At 65.4% G+C, this 26,206-nt stretch carries 25 protein-coding genes and 2 pseudogenes; 18 read left to right on the top strand and 9 right to left on the bottom strand.

The annotated features are described in order from the left end of the window. Positions 1-84: 84 nt before the first annotated feature. The 4 genes and pseudogenes from ACL03I_RS08510 to ACL03I_RS08525 all read left to right on the top strand — a co-directional run bounded on the left by ACL03I_RS08510 (position 85) and on the right by ACL03I_RS08525 (position 3,276). On the top strand, positions 85-684 hold the full coding sequence (locus ACL03I_RS08510) for a hypothetical protein (RefSeq protein WP_412805603.1): 600 nt from the start codon (positions 85-87) through the stop codon (positions 682-684). Between the two features lie 12 nt (positions 685-696). Further along, a pseudogene (locus ACL03I_RS08515) lies at positions 697-956 on the top strand (IS701 family transposase); the annotation flags it as partial. A 156-nt stretch (positions 957-1,112) separates the two neighbouring features. Beyond that, positions 1,113-1,532 (top strand): effector-associated constant component EACC1, encoded by a 420-nt coding sequence (locus ACL03I_RS08520; protein ID WP_412805732.1) that lies wholly within the window; start codon positions 1,113-1,115, stop codon positions 1,530-1,532. Then, positions 1,471-3,276, top strand: a complete 1,806-nt coding sequence (locus ACL03I_RS08525; protein WP_412805604.1) for a caspase family protein — start codon at positions 1,471-1,473, stop codon at positions 3,274-3,276. Before ACL03I_RS08520 ends, ACL03I_RS08525 begins: the two co-directional genes overlap by 62 nt. 288 nt (positions 3,277-3,564) lie before the next feature. Here the strand turns inward: ACL03I_RS08525 and ACL03I_RS08530 are convergent, their stop codons facing one another. Beyond that, positions 3,565-4,491: a hypothetical protein gene (locus ACL03I_RS08530; RefSeq protein WP_412805605.1), complete on the bottom strand. Its 927-nt coding sequence runs from the start codon at positions 4,489-4,491 to the stop codon at positions 3,565-3,567. A 489-nt stretch (positions 4,492-4,980) separates the two neighbouring features. Here ACL03I_RS08530 and ACL03I_RS08535 point away from each other — a divergent pair, with 489 nt between their 5' ends. Beyond that, the gene (locus ACL03I_RS08535) at positions 4,981-6,330 is read left to right on the top strand and encodes a hypothetical protein (protein WP_412805606.1); all 1,350 of its coding nucleotides are present in this window, start codon (positions 4,981-4,983) and stop codon (positions 6,328-6,330) included. A gap of 672 nt (positions 6,331-7,002) precedes the next feature. On the opposite strand, the gene ACL03I_RS08540 is transcribed toward ACL03I_RS08535, so the two are convergent. The 4 genes and pseudogenes from ACL03I_RS08540 to ACL03I_RS08555 all read right to left on the bottom strand — a co-directional run. Next, positions 7,003-7,905 (bottom strand): helix-turn-helix transcriptional regulator, encoded by a 903-nt coding sequence (locus ACL03I_RS08540; RefSeq protein ID WP_412805607.1) that lies wholly within the window; start codon positions 7,903-7,905, stop codon positions 7,003-7,005. Between the two features lie 233 nt (positions 7,906-8,138). After that, positions 8,139-8,933, bottom strand: a complete 795-nt coding sequence (locus ACL03I_RS08545) for a recombinase zinc ribbon domain-containing protein (protein ID WP_412805608.1) — start codon at positions 8,931-8,933, stop codon at positions 8,139-8,141. Positions 8,934-9,042: 109 nt separating this feature from the next. Beyond that, positions 9,043-9,558 (bottom strand): serine integrase family protein, encoded by a 516-nt coding sequence (locus ACL03I_RS08550; RefSeq protein ID WP_412805609.1) that lies wholly within the window; start codon positions 9,556-9,558, stop codon positions 9,043-9,045. 187 nt (positions 9,559-9,745) lie between these two features. Continuing rightward, a pseudogene (locus ACL03I_RS08555) lies at positions 9,746-9,946 on the bottom strand (transcriptional regulator); the annotation flags it as partial. Positions 9,947-10,061: 115 nt separating this feature from the next. On the opposite strand from ACL03I_RS08555, the gene ACL03I_RS08560 reads away from it, so the two are divergent. Continuing rightward, positions 10,062-11,426 (top strand): hypothetical protein, encoded by a 1,365-nt coding sequence (locus tag ACL03I_RS08560; RefSeq protein ID WP_412805610.1) that lies wholly within the window; start codon positions 10,062-10,064, stop codon positions 11,424-11,426. A 996-nt stretch (positions 11,427-12,422) separates the two neighbouring features. Here the strand turns inward: ACL03I_RS08560 and ACL03I_RS08565 are convergent. Then, positions 12,423-13,943: a catalase gene (locus ACL03I_RS08565; protein ID WP_355080880.1), complete on the bottom strand. Its 1,521-nt coding sequence runs from the start codon at positions 13,941-13,943 to the stop codon at positions 12,423-12,425. A 369-nt stretch (positions 13,944-14,312) separates the two neighbouring features. Here ACL03I_RS08565 and ACL03I_RS08570 point away from each other — a divergent pair, with 369 nt between their 5' ends. From ACL03I_RS08570 to ACL03I_RS08600, 7 genes are all read left to right on the top strand, one after another. After that, positions 14,313-14,642, top strand: coding sequence for a DUF732 domain-containing protein (locus ACL03I_RS08570; RefSeq protein ID WP_355080882.1), 330 nt, complete (start codon positions 14,313-14,315; stop codon positions 14,640-14,642). 113 nt (positions 14,643-14,755) lie between these two features. Then, positions 14,756-15,805 (top strand): fused (3R)-hydroxyacyl-ACP dehydratase subunits HadA/HadB, encoded by a 1,050-nt coding sequence (locus ACL03I_RS08575; protein ID WP_412805611.1) that lies wholly within the window; start codon positions 14,756-14,758, stop codon positions 15,803-15,805. Between the two features lie 161 nt (positions 15,806-15,966). Beyond that, on the top strand, positions 15,967-16,131 hold the full coding sequence (locus ACL03I_RS08580) for a hypothetical protein (RefSeq protein ID WP_355080886.1): 165 nt from the start codon (positions 15,967-15,969) through the stop codon (positions 16,129-16,131). A 278-nt stretch (positions 16,132-16,409) separates the two neighbouring features. Next, positions 16,410-17,609, top strand: a complete 1,200-nt coding sequence (locus ACL03I_RS08585) for a PP2C family protein-serine/threonine phosphatase (protein ID WP_355080923.1) — start codon at positions 16,410-16,412, stop codon at positions 17,607-17,609. Further along, positions 17,606-19,231, top strand: a complete 1,626-nt coding sequence (locus tag ACL03I_RS08590; RefSeq protein WP_412805612.1) for a sensor histidine kinase — start codon at positions 17,606-17,608, stop codon at positions 19,229-19,231. The genes ACL03I_RS08585 and ACL03I_RS08590 overlap by 4 nt, the downstream gene beginning before the upstream one ends. Continuing rightward, positions 19,228-19,674, top strand: a complete 447-nt coding sequence (locus tag ACL03I_RS08595; RefSeq protein ID WP_355080889.1) for a response regulator — start codon at positions 19,228-19,230, stop codon at positions 19,672-19,674. Before ACL03I_RS08590 ends, ACL03I_RS08595 begins: the two co-directional genes overlap by 4 nt. Before the next feature lie 285 nt (positions 19,675-19,959). Continuing rightward, on the top strand, positions 19,960-20,379 hold the full coding sequence (locus ACL03I_RS08600) for an ATP-binding protein (protein WP_356962150.1): 420 nt from the start codon (positions 19,960-19,962) through the stop codon (positions 20,377-20,379). A 9-nt stretch (positions 20,380-20,388) separates the two neighbouring features. On the opposite strand, the gene ACL03I_RS08605 is transcribed toward ACL03I_RS08600, so the two are convergent. Further along, positions 20,389-20,766 carry a MerR family transcriptional regulator gene (locus ACL03I_RS08605; RefSeq protein WP_412805613.1) on the bottom strand — a complete coding sequence of 126 codons (378 nt, stop codon included), beginning with the start codon at positions 20,764-20,766 and terminating at the stop codon, positions 20,389-20,391. Positions 20,767-20,911: 145 nt separating this feature from the next. On the opposite strand from ACL03I_RS08605, the gene ACL03I_RS08610 reads away from it, so the two are divergent. The 3 genes from ACL03I_RS08610 to ACL03I_RS08620 all read left to right on the top strand — a co-directional run bounded on the left by ACL03I_RS08610 (position 20,912) and on the right by ACL03I_RS08620 (position 21,978). After that, entirely contained in the window at positions 20,912-21,331 is a 420-nt protein-coding gene (locus ACL03I_RS08610) for an Hsp20/alpha crystallin family protein (RefSeq protein ID WP_355080895.1), read from the top strand. 192 nt (positions 21,332-21,523) lie between these two features. Further along, positions 21,524-21,697, top strand: coding sequence for a hypothetical protein (locus ACL03I_RS08615; RefSeq protein ID WP_355080897.1), 174 nt, complete (start codon positions 21,524-21,526; stop codon positions 21,695-21,697). 23 nt (positions 21,698-21,720) lie between these two features. Next, positions 21,721-21,978, top strand: coding sequence for a cold-shock protein (locus ACL03I_RS08620; RefSeq protein WP_356962144.1), 258 nt, complete (start codon positions 21,721-21,723; stop codon positions 21,976-21,978). A 27-nt stretch (positions 21,979-22,005) separates the two neighbouring features. Here ACL03I_RS08620 and ACL03I_RS08625 read toward each other — a convergent pair whose 3' ends face one another. After that, positions 22,006-23,601 (bottom strand): GMC oxidoreductase, encoded by a 1,596-nt coding sequence (locus ACL03I_RS08625; protein WP_412805614.1) that lies wholly within the window; start codon positions 23,599-23,601, stop codon positions 22,006-22,008. 347 nt (positions 23,602-23,948) lie between these two features. Between ACL03I_RS08625 and ACL03I_RS08630 the strand changes: the two genes are divergently transcribed. Then, positions 23,949-25,412, top strand: a complete 1,464-nt coding sequence (locus ACL03I_RS08630) for a DUF6345 domain-containing protein (protein WP_412805615.1) — start codon at positions 23,949-23,951, stop codon at positions 25,410-25,412. Between the two features lie 306 nt (positions 25,413-25,718). Here the strand turns inward: ACL03I_RS08630 and ACL03I_RS08635 are convergent, their stop codons facing one another. Beyond that, entirely contained in the window at positions 25,719-26,066 is a 348-nt protein-coding gene (locus ACL03I_RS08635) for a helix-turn-helix domain-containing protein (RefSeq protein WP_412805616.1), read from the bottom strand. On the opposite strand from ACL03I_RS08635, the gene ACL03I_RS08640 reads away from it, so the two are divergent. Continuing rightward, positions 25,987-26,157: a hypothetical protein gene (locus ACL03I_RS08640; protein ID WP_412805742.1), complete on the top strand. Its 171-nt coding sequence runs from the start codon at positions 25,987-25,989 to the stop codon at positions 26,155-26,157. The genes ACL03I_RS08635 and ACL03I_RS08640 overlap by 80 nt on opposite strands. Positions 26,158-26,206 lie beyond the last annotated feature (49 nt).

Raw genomic sequence — 26,206 nt, forward strand, 5'->3', positions numbered from 1 at the left:
TTCCAAGCCGAGTTACTCGCGAAAATCGTACATGACCCGGGATTCGCGTTCCGTTGATCACGGTGTGAACGTTATCGTCACCACATGAGCGAGGAAGCTTCTGCCGATGATGTGGCTTGGTTTTGCCGACAGGTGCGCGCACGGTCGCAGGAGCACGAGGAAGCCATGTCCGTCGCGGCTCAACGGACATGGTTGTCCATTGCTGTCGGGATCTTGCGCCAGGAGCTGGACTCCATGGTCCGAGTCATCTTCCTTCTGAAACAACACGATCCGCGGCTGCGGGCGCGGCTTCTACGACAAGCCGTCTCTGGGGAGATCTGGACACTGCCCACGAGCAATGGCAGGTCGAGGAGGGTGACAGACCGGGACATGGTCGATCTTGCACATACCCTTCATGATGGGTGGATTCGACTGGTGTATCGCTTCGGTTGCAGCTTCATCCACCTGTCAAATCTGCACGACTACCACTCGCGCGACCCGTTTCATGGCCTGCCGCAGGAGGAACGCGAGGACATCGCGCGGTATCTTCGGCAGTACCATGGCGGGCCAGTCTCGGCTGAGTTAACGTTCGAGGAAATTGCTGCTTACGTCCCAAAGGTCCTGGGCAAGATAGCTTCCAATCTGGAGCTGTACCTCACCGACCTCGAACGGGGGCTAGTACCGCAACGACAGTCGGTTCGGTAGCTTGCTGGTGTGGTGGTGGAGGACGTTGTTGGGGCGGAGTTGGATTCGTTGTACGCGCGGATTGGTGGCCGGTTCACGCGGTCGGAGCCGCGGGGCCGGGCCCGGGAGTATGTGACGGGGCTGGTGGCGGGTCTCGAGCGGAAGAACGGGTGGACGCTGGCCGAGCGGGCTGGTGAGGTGAGTCCGGACAGATGCAGCGGTTGTTGCGGTGGGCGGACTGGGACATCGACGGTGTCCGCGACGACGTGTGCTCGTATGTGGCCGAGCGGCTCGCCATTGGGAGACACAGCCCAGCCGAGACCACACGCTCGATCGCGATTCAGCGCAACAGCCGAACGTTCTGGGCGACAGTACAATTGCGCACCCATCAAGGTAGACGTCACGCCACCGGCTGGTACGCTCCCGAACGTCGAGAGGGGAGGCAGCACATGGATGTGCAACTTCGTGTGGCGGGCAGCCACGATCTACACCACGAACTCGTGTCACTGCGGGACTGGACAAGCCGAGAATCATTGCTGCGCGGCCACGTCCGCGCCGAGCACCAACCGATCTGCACCGGCGAAATGGGCGGATTGGAAGAGGTACTGATCGTCGCACTCGGCAGCGGTGGGGCCGCGACGGTGCTGGCGCGATCAATCGCGATGTGGCTTCAGCAGCGTCGGTCCGAACTCCGGGTTGAAGTCACCGCACCAGACGGCACTCGGGTCGAGATCACCGGCGCAGGTCCAGCGGCAGACCAGATCGCCAAGATATTCGAGGCACATAACCCTGACGAGGAGAGCAGCAATGCGGTTGCCGGACGGCCTTCGTTCCCGGGCGGTCCTGATCGGCACGAGCAATTACGATGACGTAGCCCTGCCGGGCCTGCCCGCGGTGGCCCGTAACGTGCCAGACCTGGCCGACATCCTTACCAGTGATCATGGTTTCGGACTGCCGGCCCGGAATTGCGAATCCATCGTCGATGCGACGGATACACGTGACGTCCTGTCCGCCGTGCTCTCAGCAGCGGACGAAGCCGAAGACCTGCTGCTGGTCTATTACGCCGGCCACGGCCTACTGGATCCGCGTCATCGGCTCTTCCTCAGCCTCACGAATTCGCCCCGCACACTCGACAAGTTCTGGCTAGCAATCGATATCGACGATATCCGCAACATCATGACCAAGTCCCCGGCCAGGAACCGCGTTCTGATCCTGGATTGTTGTTTCTCCGGGCGCGCCTTCGAAGCGATGGGCTCAGGCGCCGCCGAATCGGTCATCGCAACCATGGACGTGAGCGGCACATACACGCTGACGTCGACGTCGGAAAACCAGATCGCCCACGCGCCCGAAGGCGAACAGTACACCGCGTTCACCGGGGCGCTGATCGACCTGCTTGACAATGGCGCGCCCGACGGGCCGGAATACCTGACTCTCGACACAATATACGAACACATGCGCCGTGCCCTCGTCGAGCGTCGGGCGTCGGAACCAAAGCGCAAATGCGTCGACAGCACCGGCGAACTCGCGCTGATGAGGAACCGGGCATGGTACAACGACTCGACCGACGGATCCGTCCGGGCGGCCACGCCCTGGGCCCGATTCCACGAACTGTCCGCACATCCGGCATATCCAATGATTCGGCGACTCGTCGGCTGGTACATCAGCGAGTGTATCCCCGACGCGGACGCCAATCAGCGAGATCGCTGGAATGTCACCGCACTGCCGTCTACAAATCAGCCGAACGGTCGCAGGCTACTGACAATCAATTGCGGCGGCCAGGAAGTCGTGTTCATCTCCGAGGTAACACGACCCAACGGGTCACGTCAGGTTGTCGTCGTCTGTAATATCGCAGCCCCGCCCGACCGAACGACATCGGACCTGCACTTCACCAGCGAGTCCGTCCGCGGACAACCGATGACATACCAGCAGCCCGTCTGGGCATGGCAGTTCAATCTTGTCGACGATCTCTCGACTCTGCATGCGCCGATCACCACCCCCGAGTTCATAAGTCTTGCGCGCCAACTCAACGGCGAACTGATGAAGTCGAAATCACGATACGCCCGATTCCATAACGCCGATCTCGCCGAAGATCTGCTCGCCGTGGCCGCACACCTCGCCGACGAGAACCGCCTACCATTCGACTCGCTGCACCTCGTAGTCGCCCGTACCGACATCGAATCCGGCGACATCGAACCGACACTACGGGTGCTCCAACGGTTACTGAGTTCTCCCGAACACGCCCGCGACGCCCAAGGAATACTCGACCTCCGTATCGACGGATACAATGACACCGGCGACGAGCTGTTCGAAATCGAGTCCGTTCGCGCATTCATTTATGCATTGGATGAACATTTTCCCTATTGGTTGTTCTTTTCAAGCACGCACACATCGTCTCTTCAGATGATCGCACTGTGCTTTCTACCGCCCTTTCTCACCGCCGAAGGAAAGAAACGGCACTTCCCGCCTCGTCTCGCCCAACTGCTCACCAACAGGTGGATACCCGCTCTGAATGACGTAGCCGCGTATGCAGGGCTGGATGATGCCCAGCTTCGAGCGCGTTCGGACGAAGCACTGGGTTACTTCGCCGGGCCGCGCACCGAACTACCTTTCTAGTTTGCGTCTCCCAATTGACTGAGCTGCAAGGTTGGGATGGTTCGGTGGTGCGCAACATTGGGAGAAAAACCTAGCGCCATGTCCAGGCGGGTTTCGCGTTGTTGCGGTCCCTTCATCTGGTCTGTGGCGTTGACAGCCAAGTGATCTGGTCGAGGATGTGCCCGACTCCCGTTCGATGGAAGGCCCAGATGCTCGTCGATGCGGCAGTCCGCGACGGGGACCGGCGTCGAGGCCGACGAGTTGGCAGCAGCACACGTTGCCCACACGTAGAAACCCGTCGCTGGCATGCTAATGGCCCCGAAGCCGCATGTATCCGATACCCGCCTCAACACACCAGAGCAGGATCTCGGGATCCATCCGATCCGGGCCGTCGAGCAGTCCGGCACGCAACTGCTCCGCCGGTAGAGGCAGCGCGCTGTCATGTTCTGCTGCCAAGAACTGCTGCACCACACCCGGCCAATACGGCAGACCGAACCAATTCGGCTGCACCGCTCCGGAGCAGGCCTTCCCTGTGGCGAACCATTCCATGTCACGATCCGCCGGAGCGGTCAGATCCGCGTAGTAGGCACACGTGTCCGATGCGTGCTCCGCCCACCGCTCGTAGTGCTCGCCGAGCAGATCCGCAACCGTCCGGGTACCCGCCGCGATCCGATTCGGATCGACCAGCGTGTGCCGCAGCAAATCCCACTCTGCCCTGCCAGCGGGCGAGTGACCGACCGTAGTGAGGAAGTCCCGAATCACCCGAAACACGGTGACGTTGGCTGCGAACATCTCACCGTCGTGGATCCTGCTCAGACCGTCGCCAGCGTGTACGTCCTCCACGATCGTGTTCCGCCAGATCGTAAGCATCATCGAATACGCGGCCACTGGGACAGGGTCTGATCCGAAACGTCCTTCACGATAGTTCGCGAAGTTGGCGCGGGCATGGTCCAGGGTCCACAGCGACATGTCGAAAGGGCTGTTCACCGGGCGATAGATGTTGCCGTACTCCGCCGTCGCTTCGATCGTGATGTGGCCTTTTCTCTCCAGATTCGCCAGCTGACTTCGCAGAGACCTGATCCGCTTCGTGATATCCGAACCGAACTCGTCACGCGGGATCCGGCCCAGGATTTCCGCAAGACGTCGCGCCTGCACGCCCCGAGGGAACAGCTCCACCACCTCGAGCAGCCGTTGATAGTCGGCGTTCAGTCCGGCAGTGGACTTGTCTCTACGCATCACCGCTACCTCCCAGTCGCTGCCGCATGAACGACTCCGGTCGAAGTGCACATTGTGACTCGGTCGTCCCTTGAGGTCCTAGCATCCGGCGCAACCACCCTGTGCAGCCGGAAACCGCCCTGTAAAGCGTTGCAGGAAAACGGTATCGCATTCCTCGGTTCCACTAAGCCCGTCTGAGGCATTGCGATCATCAGGTCGTTCGTTTGCGATCGCGACCAGCCGTGTGGGAATCGGTGTGATCTGGAGATCCTGCTGGTCGTTGACGGCGCAAGCTACTTTCTCTCCGCTGGTGGTTGCCCTTGCCTGTCGCGCCAGGACGGTGGAGGCCGGCCGCGACAACAGGTCCTCCGGTCCCAAGCTGAAAGATCAAGTAGCACAATATGCGCCGCAGAGACTGTCTCCGGATTGGCTGCCGCGTGTGGTGTGGCGGTACCGTCGAGTTATCCAGAATCGTCAGCTGGGAATGAAGCCTCCAGAGATGATGGTCAGATGGGCAAGAACCCCGCACAACTGAACCAGAAGCAGGTTGACGTCCTCGAATGGATACTCAGTGGGTGCCCCGATGGCGTCTTCACCGACCATGAGCACCGGATAACCGCACGGGCGCTCGAACGTCGCGGGCTCATCACCATCAGTGGCAAGGGGCACGCCTGGACGGCAGCGATTACAGACGCTGGTCGGCAGTGGCATGCGGCGCCGCCCGCGGATGTGCTAGCGGACGAGTCGGAGGGGGATCGACTGATCGCGCGGGTCCTGGCTGCGGACGGACGCCTCGTCCTGGAGCAGGATCGCATGGTTGAGGAATCTCATAAGCGGCTCGTTGCTATGAGCTTGAAGTCGCCTACCCGCCCCAAGGGCAAGAAGCTGGAGATGATCTCGACCGGGCAATGGGGCAGCGGCCCGAAAGCCATCGTATTCACCGAACACTTCGATGATCTGGTCGAGGCTCGTCCCGTTGCTGTCCCCGAACACATCGCGAAGTATCATCCGGCAGTGAAGGCCTTCGTCGCGGACAAGGACTGGCAGTTCGTGAGTAGCGACCACGTTCCGCGTGCTGCGCGAATCTTGCAGGCAATCGCTACCGAGGCCGCCGCTCGCGGCATCCACGCCACGACGCCCGACGCTGCCGCGAAGGACGTGAACCAGTACCAAGCGCGTGACCTGAACAGGTGCCACCTGGCATTGCGGACACCGGCCGGAGTCTACGGCCTTCAGATCAAGGAGATCGCTGCCGGGGGCGCACCGAAAGTAGAACCGGGGCGGTGGAAAGAACGCAGGGCGATGCCTGGGTGGATCAGGACCCGGGGATGGGAGTTCATCAGCACCGGAAAGCTCGAACTCATCGTTCGCGGACCGGGAAGCAGCTACAACGGCGACCACTATCGTGACGCGAAGACCATCACTGTCGAAGACAAGCTCCCTGAGGTCTTCCGGGCATTCGAGATCCACAAGCTTCGCGCCGACTGGCAGGAGCAGGAACGTGAGCGTGAGGAGGCCGAACGCCGGCGTCGCTGGGAAGCGGCGATGGCGGTCGCGAAAGAGCGATACTTCGGGCATGCTCGGTGGGAGCATTTCAAAGATCGCTCGCGCGAGTGGGAACTCGTCAACCAGCACCGCCGGTTCCTTGTGGCGGCGAAAGAAGCCGCCGAACAGTACAACGGAGTTGACCGTGACGCGATCCTGCGGCAGCTCGACGAGGCTGAACGAAGAGTCGACGCGCTGGACCCCATCCTCCAACTGTCACGTATCGCGCCCAGCTTGTCAGAGCCGAAGCCTGAGGACCTCAAACCGTTCCTCCACGGCTGGAGCCCGCATAGTCCGGACAAATCGCTCTGGTGATGGGACCAGGCCAAGGTGATCGGAATCGGTAGGGCTCTCATGCCTATCGAAACCCGACTCCCGCACTGACAATCCTCAGGATTCGCGCTGCTCGGCTTACTCGCCTGCCTGCTGCCGGATCGGGGCTGATGCGCAGAAAGATGGCGGCCAAGTGGCTTGCCTCTGCCCCAAATGACCGATTCCGCGCACGGCCCCGCATGTCGTACCGCCTTGAAGGGCACGTCTGTGCGTACTACGTACGCACGCCAGCGGATGATGTCGACGACGCCGCTATCAGCTCCACGGCCCATGAAAAGCAGCACGCCCACGCTCGATCCGCCGAACCGAGCCCAACAACTGCGACTACCCAATCCAACATCGCGCACCACATACCATCGCGACGACACGATTCAAGGACCTTCGGCATCAACGAGGTCCACCAACGGCTTTCCGGTCCGCTCTCCGAACGTCAACTCGCCGTGCTGCGCCCATGGTGGCAAGGCGGCTACGCCACAGACCACACCGACGAGCCAGAAACCTAGATTCCCGCGACCGAGCAACAACCACCGCACTTGCCCCTGACTCCGTACACGAAGACGACGGGGCGCACCTGGGCGCCGTCTCGGCGAGCATGCATCCGGGTGCACCCACGCGCCACAATCATTGTTCACGTCACCGAATCAACCCTGGTCCTCACCCCGCCGCCGCGTGATACATCTCCCGATGCTCCGCCCACGGACGCGACCGCTCCTCCGCACTCATCGCCAACAACGCCCGCAACTTCCCCCACGCCACCTCATCGGTCGGCGTATACACCTGCATCCACGCATTCGGCACCGACGGTAACGACATACTCGTCAAAAACATCTCCAACTCCCCCACCGCCAAATTCCGCACCGCCTTCGTCCGACTCACCGGCACCGCCACATCATTCAACGCCCACAACGACGCGAAACTCTCACTCTCCGCACACAACTCCGCGATGAACTCCTCCCACCCCGGATCGCCAAGATTCTTCGCATACGCCCCACGCAAATACCCCACCATCCGCCGCAGATCATCCCAATTATGCCGATACGCGTTACAGCACTCCGGAGTCAAAAACACCCGACGCGCCACGTTCCGCTCCCCTGCCAGAAATCCCGGGCACAACGCCTCGTACGAGGAGTTGTGCGCCAACACGTCATACCTGGCACTCAACACCACCCCCGGCAACGGCTCCAGGTGATCCAAGATCACCTGCAACTCCTCGGGTAACGCCGACCCCGAATCCACCGAAGGCACCGTCGGCACATCCGCCAACCGATACAAATGCGCCTTCTCCGCCGCATCCAACGACAACGTCCGCGCCACCGAATTCAAAACCTGCACACTAACATTGATTTCGCGACCTTGTTCAAGCCAAGTGTACCAAGTTATTCCAATTCCAGATAACTGGGCTACTTCTTCGCGGCGCAATCCGGGAGTTCGCCGACGTGTTCCTGTCGGAATTCCAACATCCTCTGGCGAGATACGTGCTCGCCGGGATTTGAGGAAGGCACCCAATTCCGCGCGTCGGGCCTTCCGCACTGCCCGGACGTCGACTACATCGGTCATCCTCTGATCCTTCCGCACCATGCCACAGGTATCCAGTTGTTGTCAGTACTAGTTTCGGCCGCCACCGGCCAACGGCCGCCGGACCCGGTGTCGGCATAGGTGAGGACTCTCCTGAGACCGAGCAGGCCTAGCGGCTTTGCATCGGTCACGTTCACTATCTGGATCGATACGTGGCCCGGTCGGTGTGGCGAGGGTCGTCGCACCGGGAGCCTGAGTGGGAGTCCACGGCCGCGTCACGAGACAAGTGGCTCGATCTCGATAGTGTCCACGCCAGCGCCCACACCGAACCCGCGTCGTTTTCCCGCGGCGGACAGAATCGTCACCCGCACCAGCGACCGGATGATGTCGCGCTTCGCTTCCAACGGGGTCAGCTCCGGATCGTGCCACTTCGCCCGCGCATCCGGGCCTGCCGCGGCAGCGACGTGCGGCATGGGCAGAGCCGCTTGGGCTCTCCGCTCCGCCGCCTCGATCAGCGGCGCCTTCCTCGCTTTGTAGACGGCGATTTCCGCTGGCGACAGGTCCGCGTCAATAGCATCGTTCAACCACTTCTCATACGAGACACGCAGTTCACGTGCCTCCGTCAACGCAGCCACGGCGTCCTCGTCCGTGCGAGCCAGAGCACCGAGCAGTGCGGGATCCTCCAGCCGCCGCAGGACCACCTCTTCGACCAGGGCATCGACCAACTTCGCCTTGCGGCCAACGCAGCTGTTCTTCTTGCACACGTAGTAGCGAGTCTCGGGACCCCACTTGCGCCGCGACACAACCGGCCCGTCGCACTTCCAACACCGCAGTAGCCCCGACAGCAACCACTTCGGCGCACTCCCGTTAGAAGTCCCCCGGCGAGGATCATTGAGGATCATCTTCAGTCGCTCATGCTCCTCGACTGAGATCAGGCCTTCCCAAGCAGCCTTGATCGTCAAGCGCTCGCCGTTCTCATCGACATGAACGCGCAGTCCTGCCGCCGCTTCGCTCAACAGCACGCGCTTGACCATGTCGCTATCCCATTGCGTCGCCACGTTTTCGGGCACGGGCACGATCTCCTATCGACCTTCCGCACCACCCGACGCCCGTCCTTCACCGAGCACCGGTTGCACGGGAAAGACTTGTCGTGGCTCGGAACCTGCACCTCTTCCCTCGTCAGCCAACTCCGATCTGGTACGTCGGCTCCATGTTCAGCGCCCGCCGGGCCATCTCACGAAAGATCGGACCGTTCTGCGGGCACGGCACCCGCCGCACCGCACGGCCTCGTTGATAGACGATCTGGAAGCCGAACGCCTCCGGGCCATGCGGCTTACCCTCAGCGAAGTTCTGCGCCAGAGCACGCATCGAGTCCAGCCGGTTTCGTTCCGGCGCGTGCTCGTCCTCGACAGCATCCTGAGCGACCCGCTTGCGATCGTCGGGATCGTTCATGTCATAGAGCACGCCGCCGTAATACCAGTACACCCCGAACTCCGCACACAACTCACGCAGCTCGGCCATGTCGCCGACCTTCCGGTTGGCCCGCGACGAGGACCAGTTGACCCACACACCCCCAGGCACCTCACCCCGTTTCACCCGGCCAGCTATCGCCGCCAACTCCTGACGCAGCACCTCACGACCCGGACGATCCTTACGCGCATAACGCGTCGCCCCCACCGCACCCTCATCAATCACCTTGCACACCGACCACCCGAACTGGGCACACTCCCCCGCCCCCACGCGATCTGCTCCTTCGGGGAACGCTCGTTCTTATGCTTCCCCACCTTCGACACACGGGCCTGGATGACGGCCGCCAAACCAGGGAAATCCTTCGGACTCAGAGGCATCACCCCAGGCTAAGCAATAGATACCCCTAACTGCACTGCACGCACGTATACCAGGTCACGCCGATTCCTGATAATTGGGCGACTTCTTCGCGACGGAGCCCCGGTGTACGTCGACGCGTTCCGGTGGGGATGCCGACATCCTCGGGTGCGATACGCGCTCGCCGGGATTTGAGGAAGGCTCCTAGTTCCGCGCGGCGCGCCCTGCGCACTGCTCGCACATCGACGACTTCGGTCATTCCAGAGATCATCCCGTACCGGGACACAAGTATCCAGGTGCTGCTGGTACCAGTTTCAGCGCGGCGCGGCGCCGGTGATGTTCGGTTCGTCCCGGCTGGGTAGGACTGTGAAGTGGTGCGTTGGCGTGAAGCACTCGAAGGCGTCACCGCGTTCCTGGCCGCCGCGGTGGCCGGGCTGTTGCTGGTCGTGCCGCTCAGCTTCGGCAGGACCTGTCATTGCACGCCCTATCAGGTGAACCGATTGGTGTTGAGCGTGCCGCGGGAGGCAGCGATCGGTGTGCTGGTCGCGGCGGTCACCGCGGTGGTCGCGGTCAGCCTTGCCCGGGCGCGTACCGCGTGGTGGATCGCGCTGGCGGCGACATCGCTACTGTTGGTCACGCACACGGTCGAAGCGAACAGCGCCTCGCCCGATGTCCTGACGACCACCGCCTACCTCGACGCGATCGGCAGCGGCATCCTGCTCGGCGCGACGGGCGTGGCCGTACTCGGCCGCCGCGTGCCCGCGATGGGTTTGGTGCTGGGCGCTGTCGGCTGTTTCGTGGTCATCACGCTCTCGCAGGCGTCGGGGCTGCTGGGCAACCCGCATCGGGCGACGGCCGAGCCACATGTGTGGTCGGTGTTGGAAACGCAACCTCTGTGGTTGCTGGCGGCGGTGGCCGGGCTCATCCTGGGGTGCCAGGTGGTCACCCGGCACCGGTTCACGCCGGAACCGATCTATCCGGAGCTGCCGCTCAGCCCGGTCATCGCCGCGATCGTGCTCGTGCTGACCGAATTGGCCGTCGCGGAGTGGCGCTTCCGTCACGGCGACGGCAGTCTCGCGCTGATCATGACGGCACTGTGCACGCTGCTGGCCACGACCGTCGCCGCCTGGCTGCTACCACGCCGGGACGGGATCGCGATCTACCTCGCGGTCGGGCTCAGCGCCACAGGCAGCGCGGTGGGCAACGGTCCGCGACCGATATGGAGCGTGCCGCTCCTGCTGGGCCTGATCCTGCTCGGGTATCTGGTCGGAACCCGAATCCGACCCTCGAATCCCCTGATAGGCGCCGGTTTGCTCGCGGCCGTCGCGCTGTTCGCCTCCGTTGCCCCACCAGGTGGCACGCGCAACGTGGTCACGGCCGCGCTCGCCGTCGTCGCGGGGTATTGCGCGGTCTGCATCCAGCCACGAACGGCGGGCAGCATTCTGGCGATCGCCATCCTGTGGCGCCCCTCGACCGTGGCGCCCACCCGCACCGAGTCGTTCGACTGGACGATGGTGTCGCCGCACCATCTGCACGATTGGGGCCCGGTCACCGTGGTGTCGGGCTCGGAATGGGCGGCGTTCGCCATCGCGGTCGGCTGCGGGATCGGACTCGCTCTCCGCGCTCTTCCGAGGCGAAGAGCCCGCGTGCCGCGCCGCGCTCCGGCCGACATGGCGGCGATGCGACCCGCGATGTCCAGGGCGTCGACGGCTCGACATGGGCGCATGGAACCGAGTTAGGCGTACCCTCCGCCTTCGTCCGGCCATGCGCGGGTTGAAGACGCACTACGTCCGACAGCACCCATTGGGCGATACGTAGCGGGCACGACCATACCCCTGGTCGACGACATCGCTACCGGCGCGAATATGCGCGCCGCGCCGGAGCGGTGCGGCGACCGGGTCCGACGCGAATCGTGGTGGCCGTGCCCGCTGCTCCGAGTCCACGTGCCAGGAAGTGGGTCGCGCCTTGGAGACCGAATCGTGTGCGCGACCACCCCGCACACCGGGCGTCGCCACCGGCCGCGAGCCGAGCGGCGCAGTCACTACTTCCGAGTACGGATCGCTCACCGGTTCGACGCGCTGATTCACATCGAGGAGACCCGCGCACTGCAACCGCTCGACGGAACCTCCCGATGGGAAGCCGGGGAACTGCCCGAACCTATCCCTTCGCCGTGTGACCGGTCGCGCCGCCGTGGTGTGGCAGCGAACGACCGTCCTGATGCGGCGCCGATATCCCGCCGTGGTGCGGCACAGGTCGACCGAGCGGCATCTGCGGCACCGGCGGCGCGGGCGGAACGAATCGCAGGATTTCGGAGAAACCCCGGAATCCACCGGGAATGGGAACCTCCAGCGGGAGATCGGGTTCGCCGACGGACGACGGCTCCGCCACGGCGGGGGCGGCGGGAAGCACGGCTGCCGCGGCCGCACATACCGCGGCGATCGTCCGGGCGGCCCACGAACTATGTTGTGCGCGTTGATCAGGTCGAACATCGACGTCAGACGCCATGATGCGGTCCTCCGATCTGCGTCGGCCGGCCCGGTACGACCCATCCGGTACCACGGGGACGTCACCGAGCCTCGAATTCGTTCGAAACACCACGGTGCTTGCGGTCCACTGGATCCGGAGAGTCATGCTCCCGCACACATTCGAAGAGCTGGCGCGGGACACACGACGAAATGATCACGAAAAGACAACGAACAAGCGGCCGGTCGGTACCGGCCGCTTGTTGGCGTCCGTCAGGCTTTCGCTTGCGCCGACGAGCGAGCCGGATTTGCTTGCCCGGCCGCCTTGGGGTCGAGTTCGTCCTGTTTCGCGCGCACCCCGGCCTCGACCCGGTCGCCGAGATTCTTGTCGACATTGCGCCAGTACTCGAATGCCCGGTCCAGCACCGGCGCGCTGACGCCGTTCAGCAGGTGCCCGACGATGTTGTCCACCAGCCGCTGCCGTGCCGCGTCGTCGAGCACGTCGCGGACCATGGTGCCCGCCTGGCCCCAATCGTCGTCGTCCCGGTGCAGCGTGTAGGCCGAGCGCACGAGTTCTCCGTCGGTGTGCCACGTCGCGGGCGGACCAGCGACGGCGGGATCGGCGTGCGGGCCGCCCTTCGAGTTCGGCACGTACACCGGATCGCCCGGGTTGTGGTGACGCAGCGCGCCGTCCTTGCTGTACGAGCGGACGGTGGTGGCGTGCGGCGTATTGACCGGGAGCTCTTTGTAATTGGCGCCGATGCGGTGCCGGTGCGCGTCGGGGTAGGAGAACCAGCGGGCCATCAGCATCTTGTCCGGGCTCGGCCCGGTGCCGGGTACCGAACTGCTCGGCTCGAACGCCGCCTGCTCGATCTCGGTATGGTAATCCGCCGGATTGCGGTCGAGCGTCATCCTGCCGACGTCGATCAGCGGATAGTCGCCGTGCGGCCAGACCTTGGTCAGGTCGAAGGGGTTGAACCGGTATGACTTCGCCTCGTCGAACGGCATGATCTGCATCTTCAACGTCCAACTCGGGAAATCGCCGCCTTCGATGGATTCCCACAGATCGCGGGTGTGATAGTCGGTGTCCATCGCCGCCATCTGATCGCCTTCGTCCTGGGTGAAGAACTCGATACCTTGATCGGTCTTGAAGTGGTACTTGACCCAGAACCGTTCCCCGGAGGCGTTCACCCACATGTAGGTGTGGCTGGAGTATCCGTTCATGTGCCGCCACGTGCGCGGGATACCGCGGTCACCCATCAACCAGGTCACCTGGTGCGCGGATTCCGGCGACAGCGTCCAGAAGTCCCATTGCATGTCGTGGTCGCGCAGATTGTTGTCGGCGCGGCGCTTCTGGGAACGGATGAAGTCCTGGAACTTCATCGGGTCGCGCACGAAGAAGATCGGCGTGTTGTTGGCGACCATGTCGAAGTTGCCCTGCTCGGTGTAGAACTTCAGCGCGAACCCGCGCGGATCGCGCCAGGTGTCGGGGCTGCCGCGCTCTCCAGCGACGGTGGAGAAGCGGGCCAGCATCTCCGTCTTCTTCCCCGGTTGGAAAACCTCGGCCATGGTGTAGGCACTCACGTCGTGGGTGACCTCGAAGACGCCGAATGCGCCGCCGCCCTTCGCGTGCGGCTGGCGCTCGGGCACCCGTTCCCGATTGAACGCCGCCATCTTCTCGATCAGATACCAGTCCTGCAGCAAGATCGGCCCATCCGGGCCGACGGTCAGTGAATGCTCGTCGCTGGGGACCGGGATCCCGGCGTCATCGGTGGTGTAGTTCGGGCCAGACATCTCTCTCCTCTCCTACGAGCCGCGGGCAGGAGGCCGGCGACGAGACCGCAGAGACGAGCGGCGCGATCGCTTCACGACCGCGACGGGGTCTGCGGGTAGGCTCCCGCGCTCGACGAACGGCATCGCCGCCGCGGCCGAAGGCCGATACCCGTCCCGTCGGTCCTGTCGATCGACTTCCCAGGGGACCACTGCTCAAACTAGCGCTGACCAGGCCTTCCGCGACGACGAGCGACCGGGGCCGCGCCACCGGCGGCGCGCGATCGGTACGCGCACGACCGGCACGGGGGGCTCTTTCGCGAGGCGACCGGCGCCCGGCTAGGCTGCGTCGGCTGTCGCATGCCGAATTCCGTCCGACCACAAATTCTTTCGATGGGAAACGAAATGAAGCTCGCGCTGTGCGGGGTGCTGGTCGTCTGTACGTTGTCCGTCTCCGCGGTCGCGGCGGCGTTCATCGTCGCCGAAGCGCGGGCGCACGCGCCGCGCGGTGCCACCAAAGGCTATTTCGCCGATCTACAGCGGCTCGGGGTGCGGACCGCGGGCGACGGCGTGACCGCGGCGCTGCTCGATCTGGGCTACGCGGTGTGCCGGGAATTGGCGGCGGGAACGCCCGAAGCCGACATCGTCGTGCAGGTGAGCGCGCACCAATCGGTGGACGAGGCCGCCGCAGTGGTGGTGGCCGCCGAGCGGAATCTGTGCTGAACCAGCACGATCGGCGAGCGAGGCGACCCGGTCCGCGGACGTCTCCGGCCGCGAAACGGCGTGCGATGCGGGCTGACCGGAAATTCGGCTCTCCTTGGGTAGATTCCCCCGCGATGTCCAGAATCCCTGCTACATCGAGTGCGAACGACGCGGCCGACGCCGCGGTGCCCGCCGCTATGGTCGGGCGCCGGTATCGCAGCAGCGATCACTACGAGGTCGCCCGCGAGAAGATCCGTGAGTACGCCCGCGCGGTGCGCAATCAGCACCCGGCGCACTGGTCGGAGGACGCCGCTGCCGACCTCGGCTACGGCAACCTGGTCGCTCCGCCGACCTTCGGCGCGGTGCCCGGGTATCTCGCCTATGCCGAGGTGTTCGACACGATCCTGCCCGGCTACGACCTGAGCCGTACCATCCAGACCGACCAGATGATCGAATTCCACCGTCCGCTCCTGGCCGGCGACCGGATCTGTTTCGAGATGTCCCTGGACTCGTTCCGGCACGCGTTCGGCGGCGACCTCATCGTCCTGCGCCAGACCATCCTGGACCAGGATGATCGGCCGGTCCTCACGTCTCGGACCAGCTTGGTCGGGCGGGCCGACGAGGCCTTGCCTGCCTGGTTGGACGCTGTGGTGATGCACGGAGTACGCCCGGAGGCCCGGCAGCAGCGCCGTGTCCCCGACCCGCGCCGCGTGGGGAACGGCAGCGAGCCCGCCCGCGAGACGCCCGTCACATCGGCGAACCCGCGGGGACGACGGTTCGAAGCCGTGCGTACGGGAGCGGAACTTCCCCCACGCACACTCACGGTCAGCCAAGGCGATCTGGTCAATTACGCCGGAGTGGCGGGCGACCCGAACCCCATCCATTGGAGCACCGAGGCGGCGGCCAAGATGGGAATGGGAACGGTTGTCGCGCAGGGCATGTTCACCATCGGGCTCAGTGTGGATTTGCTCACTTCGTGGCTGGGCGACCCCGGGGCCCTGCGCTCCTACAACGTCCGGCTGACCAATCCGGTGCACGTCGGCGCGACCGGAGGCCGGATCGAGTTCTCGGGCCGGGTGAAACACCTGGACGCGGACACGCGCACCGCCACCGTCGCGATCACCGCCGAGCACGACGGCCACAAGATCTTCGGTCGCGCGACGGCCGAGGTCGTCCTCGCGTGATCGCGCGACCCGTTCGCGCCGCCGCATCGGTGCGTTTGGTCCGGAGCGACGCGGGCACGTTGGAGGCGGAGCACGCGCCCGCCGGGATCGGTGGACGCGAACTCGGCACTCGATCGAGCGGGCAACCGGCCCGCTCGCACCCGAAAGGACCGGTATCTGTCGTGGTTGTGCTTCTTGCTGTGATCGGCTCGGCTTCCCTTGCCGTCATCGCGGTCCATGCCACGGTCGTCGCACGCAGCTTGGCGGAAGTCCGCTCCCCGCGCCGCGACGGCGCGACCAGGGACGACGAGCGGAGCACCGCACGACTGACGGGCACCATGGTCTGATCTTCCGGCTCCCTCCGCGCCCAGCCTCCGCTTCTGCCCAGGTGAACACCGTCATGTCTCGGTCGGGTAGCGGATCGGATACGATCTTGCCTGCCTCTCGGTCCAGCAAACGGCCGCAGAGACAGTAGGCGTGCGCTGGTGCCGCCCTTGGGGATCGGAGGCCGGGTTGTCGGTGTTCGCCGACGACGGCATCAGTGCTGTCAGTCGTTCCGTCGCAACCGGACCCACGACCGGCGGTGTCCGTGCGGCGTGACGGGACAGACGACGATCCCGAGGTGATGGTCGGCGCGGATTGGCCATGGCAGCAACCTTCGGTGCTGTTGATCGAGGACGATCCAGGGGATGCGCTGCTGGTGGAGGAACTGGTCGTGGACGGCGCGCCGGGCCTGCGACTGGACTGGGTCCGGTCGCTGGCGGAGGCCGCCGAGCACCTCGCCTCCGCCGAGCCCGACTGTGTGCTGCTGGACCTGCATCTGCCCGATGCGAAGGGGCTCGAGGCGGTGGAGCGCATCCGCAGGCACACCGACCAGGTCGCGATCGTGGTGATGACCGGGCTCGATCAGGAGCAGACCGGGTTGGCCGCGGTCGCGGCGGGAGCCCAGGACTATCTGGTCAAAGGCCGGGTCGAGCCGGAGCTGTTCGGGCGCGCCGTGCGGTACGCGATCCAGCGCAAGCAGGCCGAGCGCACCAGCGCGGCCCTGCAGGCGAGCAATATGCGCGCGCAGGAGAACGCGCGGCTGGAGCGCGGCCTGCTGCCCACCCCGCTGTTGCGGGGACAGCGGGTCGTCGACATCGTGGCGCGCTACCGTCCCGGCCGGGCCCATTCACTGCTCGGCGGCGATTTCTACGACGTCGTGCAGGACGCGGACGGCACGGTGCACGCCGTCATCGGTGACGTGTCGGGCCACGGCCCGGACGAGGCGGCGACCGGCGTGGCCCTGCGCCTGGCCTGGCGCACCCTGGTGCTGAGCGGCGTCACCGGCGCACGGCAACTGCGGCTGCTCGAGCAAGTGTTGCTGGCCGAACGCACCGGCAAGCAGACTTTCGCGACGGTCACGAGCCTGGTGTTGTATCCCGGCGACCGCCGCGCCCAGGTGCTGCGGGCCGGGCACCCGGGGATGCTGCTGCGCTCGGCTTCCGGATTGACCTGGGTCGAGGTCCCCGGCGGGCCCGCCCTCGGCTTTCTGCCCGGTCGCGCCGAGTGGCCCGTCCACGATCTGGAGCTGCCGCTGGGCTCCGGGCTGATGGTGTTCACCGACGGCCTGTTCGAAGGGTACGCCGGGACCGACCGGGAACGACTCGGTGAGCAAGGGCTGATGGAGGTCGCACGCGCCGTGCGAGCCGCGGATCCCGACTGGTTCGTCGACGAGCTGATCGGTCGCGTGGAGGCGCTGGCGGGTGCGTCCGGCGGATTGGACGACGATGTCGCCATTCTGTATCTGGGATGGAACGGCGACGGGCAAGGACAGGACCGATGACGATGACGACCGGTCGAGCGCCGCTCAGCGCACGATTGACCGCCCAGGCCTGGTTCCAACTGGTACTGGCCGCGATGGTGCTGGTGGTGATCATCGGCACCGTGGCAGGAGCCCAGGTGATCGCGCAGGCCAACCGCGTGACCGATCGGCTCGTCGACAGGACGTTGCCCGCGGCGGCCGAAGCCTACCGGTTACAGAGTGCCCTGTTCAACCAGGAGACCGGTCTGCGCGGCTACCGGATCACCGCCGACCCGCAGTTCCTCCAGCCCTACCGGGACGGCACCCGGGACGAGGCGCAGTCGGCGACCCGCCTACGCGAGCTGCTGGCCGATCGAGAGCCGCTGCTCGACGAGCTCGACGCCGTGGAGCAGGCCGCACAGCGGTGGCGCGGCGAGTACGCGGAGCCGCTGGTCGCGGGGTTGGCCTCTGGATCACCCCTCGGCACCGACCCCACCACGCCGGTCCGCGGTAAACCGCTGTTCGACGACCTCCGGACACGTTTCGACACCCAGAACAGCAGTCTCGCGGCGACCATCGCGCACGACGAAGACGAGCTGACCCACACTCGCGCGGTCCGGGACGCCGTGCTGGCCGGGATGGTCGTGGCGTTCCTGTTGACCGGTGTCCTGCTGACCGTGCTGATCCGGCGCTTGATCGTCCGTCCCCTCGGGTCCTTGACGGATGCGTCGCTGCGGGTGGCGGGCGGCGACTTCGATCATCACATCGACGCCCACGGCCCCGCAGACCTGGTGACCGTCGCGAACGCGGTGGAGAGCATGCGCCGCCGCATCGTCGCCGAGCTGGATTCCTCCCGCGCCAAGGAAGCGGTGCTCGCGGAGCAGAAGACGGATCTGGACCTGCAGGCCGTGGAACTGCGCCGGTCCAACGCCGAGCTGGAGCAGTTCGCCTATGTCGCCTCGCACGACCTGCAGGAGCCGCTGCGCAAGGTTGCGTCGTTCTGCCAGTTGCTGGAGAAGCGCTACGGCGACAAGCTCGACGAGCGCGGCAAGCAGTACATCGACTTCGCCGTCGACGGCGCCAAGCGGATGCAGGTGCTGATCAACGACCTGCTCACCTTCTCCCGCGTCGGCCGCGTCACCGACCGCACCGAACCCACCGGCCTCGGCCCGGCCTTGGACAAGGCCCTGACCAATCTCTCCGCGGTGATCGACGACACCACCGCGAGCATCCAGCGGCCCGACGAGCTGCCCGAGATCATCGGCGATCCGACCCTGCTGACCATGCTGTGGCAGAACCTGATCGCCAACGCCATCAAGTTCCGCGAGCCCGACCGCGTACCGCGGATCGAGATCACCTGCGAACCGGCCGAGAACGGCAGCGGCTGGCTGCTGTCGATCTCGGACAACGGCATCGGTATCGCGCCCGAATTCGCCGAGAAGGTGTTCGTCATCTTCCAGCGGCTGCACAATCGTGAGGAGTACAGCGGAACCGGTATCGGGCTGGCTGTCTGCAAGAAGATCGTGGAGTATCACGGCGGCCGGATCTGGATCGACACCGAGTACACCGCGGGCGCTCGCTTCTACTTCACCCTGCGCACCGCCGAAGCCGACCTCACCGTCCGCACCGCCGACGTACCCGCCCCTGAAGGAGCCACCGCATGACCGATCCCGGCCAGCCCATCGACATCCTGCTCGTGGAAGACGACCCGGGCGACGAGCTGATGACGCGAGAAGCCTTCGAGGACAACAAGATCGGCAACACCTTGCACGTCGCCAGGGACGGCGAGGAGGCGCTCGAATTCCTCTATCGCCAGGGACGGCACGCCGACGCTCCGCGGCCTGATCTGATCCTGCTCGACCTGAACCTGCCCAAGTACGACGGCAGGCAGGTGCTGGAGAAAATCAAAGCCGACCCTGATCTGTCGCACATCCCGGTGGTCGTGCTCACCACCTCCGCGGCCGAGGAGGACATACTGCGCAGTTACCGGCTGCACGCGAACGCGTACGTCACCAAGCCGGTGGACCTCGACCAGTTCGTCGCCGCCATCAAACAGATCGACGAGTTCTTCGTCCAGGTCGTCCGACTGCCGCGCCAAATGCTGTGATGACGTTCGCCGCGGTGCCCGTGCCGGTGGCTCTGACCGACGGGACCGCGGCCTTGCTTGGGGAATGATCAACTGGGTATAGCTTCGGGGAGAACGGCACATCCACGGCGAACACGACAGCCGAGCTCGACGGCGGTCCACGTGCTCGGCGTGGCGAGTACAGCGCACCGATCCCCGATAGGGAGGTAACGAGGTGACGGCGCATCGACGCTATCGGCGAGGCACGGCGACGGGAAAACCGGGCCGCGACAGACCCACTGCGATCCCGGCGGCTGGTACGCGCTCGTGAGCGCGGGCGAGCGGGTTCCCCTACCCAACGCCGTGACGCCACTGGAGCTGGACTTCCCCGCCGAGGCGGTGCAATTGGCTACCGTCCGGCATACCTTGCAGGATTGGCTCACCCAGTGCGGCATGGCCGCGGCCCCGGCCTACGACGTGCTGCTCGCCGTCGGTGAGGCGTGTACCAACGCCGTCGAGCACGGCCATGAAGGCGACGGCGGCGTGGTCCGCTTGCGCGCGTCGGTCGACGGCGACGAACTCCGGGTGACCATTTCCGACAGCGGCCGATGGAAACAACCTGATCCGCAAGCGGATTCGCTGCGGGGTCGGGGCATGCCACTGATCCGCGCACTCATTCCAGAGGTCACCGTGACCGCCGGCGATACCGGCACGGTGGTCGATCTGCGCACACCCTTTTCGGCATAGCCCCGGAACCTACGCGCCACCGGGCCGATGGTTCCGCGCGTCTCGCAGCCGGACGTTGTCGGCCTGCAACCGGTCGTTGTCCGCGTGCAGCCGGTCGTTGTCCGCGTGCAGGTCGGCGTTCGCGTCCTCCAAGTCGAGGATGCGGCGGATGCCGGCCAGGTTCGCTCCCGTGGCGACCAAGTCGGTGATTCGCCGCAGCCGGGCCAGATCGTCGCCGCTGTAGCGGCGTGTGCCCCCGTCGCTGCGCGCAGGGGTCAGCAATCCGTGACGCTCGTAGAGCCGGAGCGTCTGCACCCCGATTCCAGCCAGTTCGGCAGCGACCGAAATCCCGTACACCGCTCGGTCGGGATCCGGCAGATGCACCGAGTCGCCCCTCTCCTGCGCCATCCATCCTCACTTCACTTCGGCCGACAGATTTCCTAGTTTAGCGCCTTGCGCTCAACTTTCTCTGGTGGTACAAAAAATCTATGCCAGACAACAGAGGTTATCTGGTCCCTACTATGGAGAATGGAGTGAGTTGGAGGTGGCGACCATGCTGATGCGCACCGATCCGTTCCGCGATCTGGACCGTCTGACGCAGCAGGTGTTCGGCACGAAGGCGCACCCCGCGGTGATGCCGATGGATGCCTGGCGCGCCGGCGAGGAGTTCGTCGTGGAGTTCGACCTGCCCGGTATCGATCCCGAATCCCTGGACCTGGACATCGAGCGCAATGTGGTGACGGTACGCGCGCGTCGTCCCGAACTGGACTCGGGCCGGGAGATGATCGCCGCGGAACGCTCTCGCGGCGTGTTCAGCCGTCAGCTGTTCCTGGGCGAGAACCTCGACACCGACAAGATTCGCGCCGACTACACCGACGGCGTTCTCCGCCTCACGATTCCCGTGGCAGAGAAGGCCAAGCCACGCAAGATCGAAATCGGCCGCGGTAACGGGCACAAGGCGATCGACGTCTGAGAAGCCGCGTAAACCGCAAGATTCCCGCACAATCGAAAGCGAGGTGATGTCGCAGCCAGTGATATCGGAGTCAAATCTGCGAAGAGTGTCATTCCCGCTTTTTCGGGCGGGCCCGGAATACCGGGCCCGCCTCTCGCCGAAATATGGAAGATGTTGTCGCACAAGCGTTTTTGTGCGAATGGAGCGTACTCGATGGAGCATCCGATTATGGCAGCCACCGATCCACCCGACCCCATGCTCACCGCGACCGAGACCGGAGCCGGGATCTCCTCCGACGCCGCGATCGTCTGGCCCGACCCCAGTCCGCTGGACGCTTGGTGGCGGCGGATCATGCATTCCGATCCGGTGCGCCGCAGCGCCGCGTGATCCGGCCTCTATCCTTGACTTTCGTGACCGAACAGCCCTACCGCCCCCGTGCCGCGGCGGAATACTGGCGCCGCGGCACGGTGGTCTGGTTCAACATCGAGAAGGGCTTCGGGTTTCTACAGCCCGAAGATGATCCCACGCCGGTTTTCGTCGAGTACACCAGCATCGAGACCACTGGATACAAAGCGCTGTACGCGGGTCAGCCAGTGGTGTTCACCGCCGCCATGCGCAAGCGCGGCCCCGAGGCCACGGCGGTGCGCCCGGTGCTGCCCGACGCTTGACCACGGCCCTGGGCCCGGCGGCAACGGTCAGATGACCGTGCCGACGTCATCGGCCACCAAGGTGTCCAAAGCGCGCTCGGCAACAGCGGCAATCGTCATCGACGGGTTGCACGCCGCGGTGTTCCCGGGCATAAGAGCACCGTCGAGCACGTACAGGCCCCGCTGGCCGTGCACCCGGCCCTCCAGATCACAGACGGCTCCCATACTCGCACCACCCAAGGGGTGCCAGGTCGACGGGAACAGGAGGTTGGTGTCGGTGAGAATGCCCGCCGGACCGGCGATCCGGTGGGCCGCGGGACCGATGTAGTTGTCCTGGATGTAGCTGTCACCGTCCTGCGGCCACTGCAGAATCGCGTCGTCGCGGGCCGCGTCGTAGACGAAGTGCCCACGACCGTCGCTGACGCCGTACCCGACCATCATGGTGCTGTTGGCATCGGCGCCCATGGGCGGGATGGACGCCTGGATCAGGGTGTGAGCGGAGTGCGGGTCGGACCAGTTCTTGCTGCCGTAGATCACTGGGCCCCCCTGCTCCGCACCGAAACTCGCGGTCGGATCGGTCCACAGGTAGATGCGGTCGGCGTTGGTGCCCCAGCCTTGGCCGAGTCCGTCGGGCATATCGGGGATCAGGCCTTTCGCCGAGGCGCGCACCAGCAGTCTTGTGGTGTTGAGGCTTCCGGCAGCCAGCACCAGCGCACCGGCGGTGATGATCTTGTTCTCCAGTACGGCGCCGCTGGTGTCCAGGCGCTCGACGTGGACGATCCACTTGCCGTCGGCGGCACGCTCGACATCGGTGACCTGGTGCAGCGGCTCGACCGTCACCAGGCCGGTCGCCTCGGCGGCGGCGATGTAGGTGACGTCGACCGAATGCTTGCCACCGTTGTTCACCCCCATGGCGCCGTCGCCGTTGGTGTAGGAGGGCTTCATCTCGCCCCGCAGTTCGGCCAGGGCGAAGTTCCAGTCGATGGGCATCGGGATCTTCGCCAGCGGAAGCCCGGCGCGGCGCACACGGTCGGCGAAGGCCCGCGCGGCCGCGTAGTTGGGACTGGCGATCAACTCGTCCGGGGCGACGGCCAAGCCGAGCATGCGTGCCACCCGCGGATAGTGCACCCTATCCATCGTCGCCCAGTCCAAGTCCTCGGGGAAGTGGGTATCGAACACCTCCCGCGTCGGTTGCAGGGACATCCCTTGATAGACCAGCGATCCCCCACCCACGCCCGCCGCGCACAGCGCGGTCATATTGGTACCGGGCACCGCCTCGACGAGTCCGGTGTACGGCTCGAAGACCATCGGCTTGCCGAACAATACGGGGCTGGACTTGTACCAGAGCACCCGCTTGTCCAGCGCCGAAGCGCGCGGGAAGGTCTCCGCGTTCGGGCCCGTCCGCCAGCGCAGACCACGTTCGAGCACCACGACCCGAACTCCGGCCTCGGCCAGGCGCAGGGCGGTGACACCACCGCCGAACCCCGATCCGATGACGACCACCCGATGCTCCTCGCGGGTGAGCGGAACGCTGTTCACCCGCGCGGCGATCGGACTCGTCGTGTTCGCGTAGCGGGAGGCGACCACGAGACCGCCCGCCGCGGCTGCTCCGGTCAACAGTGACCGGCGCGAAATTGCTGACATCACACACCCTCGAAGATCAGACGCGAGCTCGGATCTCGCGCGGCCCACCATGGCCGCTACGGGACAGTAATATAACCGGACATGCATGTCCGGTAGTGGCATGATCTGTAGCAGAGGTCACAATCGCTTCGGAGGTGGTCGGGTGCTCGATGAAGTTCCGGATGCGGCTGCGGTCCTCGCGCAGGTACCGCTGGATATTGGGTTCCTCCTGCGGTCCTCGACGTACGCGGAGAACTCGGTGTAATCGCGACGTTCCGTTCAACCAGGTCGAAAACGGCCGATGACCCGCGCGAATCGAGTAGTCGGCTACCCGTGCTCCGATGGCCGACGCCCGCGACCATTCAGCCATGTCAGACAACATCTACGCCGGCGCGTCGGTTCAGGTCTACCCGCAGGACGCCCCACTGAGTCACCCGCACGCCTGCGTCAACGGCTTCCTCGACTACGTCGCGAAGTTCAACACGATCAATTTCCACGCCAAGGACGACGACGTCCGGGAATGGCGTTACGACAAGGAGTACGACAACTGGCAGGATCGCCTCGGCATGGACTCGGTGAAGGTCTTCTATCACTACGCGCACAGCACGACCATGGACGACGGCGTGTTCCTCACCGCGATGGGCCGGACCTGGGACGACACCATCTACGCGTGGTCGGATCGAATGAGTTTCGGTGACCAGCGGTTGCGCTACTTGTTCCTCCACGGATGCGAGTCGTTGCGAATGCACGACGGGCACAGCCCATTTCGCACCTGGCATACGCCGAACCTGGGCGCACGGATGCTGTTCGGGTTCGACAGCCTCACCTTCGACACCGATCAGCAGGGAACGCGGTTCTTCAAGGAGTGGAACACCGGCAAGTCGTTCAGCCAGGCCTGGCAGGACGCGGCGCTGTCGATCTTCCACAACGATCACCGGGTGTCCTCGGCGGCATGTGGCGCCACCGACCGGGAGGCACAGGACCGGCTGTGGAACGAGCGTCTCTTCTTCGGCGAGCCGGTGTCGGACAATTGGTACTGGTGGCGATGGGCTGGCCAAGTCCCCATCGAGGTCGACCTCGGCCTTCACGTTCCTCGCCGGCCGCGGGCGCTGCGCTTGTCGCGCCGTCGCGCCGACGCGGATACCGCCGCCGAACTCGCCGAACGGTTCGGTCTGCGGGCCGTGCTCGCCGAGCCTGCGTCACCCACAGCCGAGGAATATTCTGCCCCGGTCGAATTCGAACCGCGACTGGTCATGCATCCGGACGGCGCGTACCACGTTTTCTACGCCGAGCCGGACCGCACTGCCGACAGCATCGCACCACAGGAGGTTCGGGATATCGCCGATCGCGCGGTCCGGCAGCTCGACCTCGGCCACGACCTGGCGTTGGCCGGCATGTCGGCCACCTTCCACGGCGGTGGCAGCCGCGACGGCGACGAGGTAGCGGCATCGGTGGCCGAGTACACCCTGCACTACCGCCAGGTCCACGACGGCGTCGCCGCGGTGGCAGGCGGCGATGGTCAACTGAGCGTGACGCTCGACCCGGCCGGTCGGCTCTGCTCGATATCGGACACGACAGTCCCGATCGCGGGCGCCGACGAGACCCGCCCGCCATCGGGCGACGATTTCGACGCCATGGCGGCTCTGGACGCGGCGACCAGCGCGCGGGCCGAATGCCTGCGCGACGGAGCGCGCTCGAGCGTCGTGCCCGATTCGCTCGAGGTCGGCTACCGCTTCGATCGCGACGCCGCGATCGTGGTCGCCCGGCAGGCGGTCGAGATCACCTCCGGTGACCGCTTCCGGATCCGCGACGTCGTCGAGATCACCGCCTGAGCCGGGCCGGCGCCCTCTTCCCGCGCATTCCGGGTCTCAGCCCTGGATGGTTTGTCGACCAGAACGAACCACCCACCCTCACCTACGTCGACAGGCGCGGATTCATCCCGGACCCGGCGGAGTCAGAGCGCGCAGGCATAAGGCCGTGATGCGCTCGGCGTCGCCGGGAGCGGGCTCGCCGCGTCGGCGCAACCGCTCGGCGAGCGTGCCGGTAATCGCGTAAGCGTCGCGTCGGAATCCGTTGCGGCGCTTACCAACTCCGCGAGCGTGTCGCGCAGTGGCCCGGCAGGCGCGGTGTCCACCACATCAGGTCAGGCCGTCAACCCCAGGCCCGGCCCAGCGGCGGTCCAGAGCACGGCCAGTGTCGCGGCCGCGGTCCGCTCTTCGGCCTGCGCCAGGATCGCCGCGACCCAGCGCCCGACGCGCGCACGCGGGTCGCCTTCCTTGGCCATCGAGTGGGCCACACAGCCGGTCAACCGCTCCGCTCCGCCCTCCAGCAGGGCTGGCCACCAGCGCGTCCTTGGACGGGAAGTGCCGATAGCACGCGTCGTTGGACAGCCCGGCGGCGGCCACGATGTCCGTTACCCGTGGACGTCCGGTGGTACCGGCCGCGCTGATCACCGTCAGCGCGGCGTCCACCAATTTGCGCACCATCGCGTACTCGGCGCCGCGTTTGACCAACGTCCGCCGGGCGCTCCAGTCCAGCGAGTTGCGGCAGCTGGCCGCGAAGCGGCTGGCCGGCTAGCGCCCCTATCCGATGCGCCGCGACTCGCGTCGACACCGGACTTCACACC

It is taken from the genome of Nocardia sichangensis (genome assembly GCF_047200615.1).
Lineage (GTDB): Bacteria > Actinomycetota > Actinomycetes > Mycobacteriales > Mycobacteriaceae > Nocardia > Nocardia sichangensis.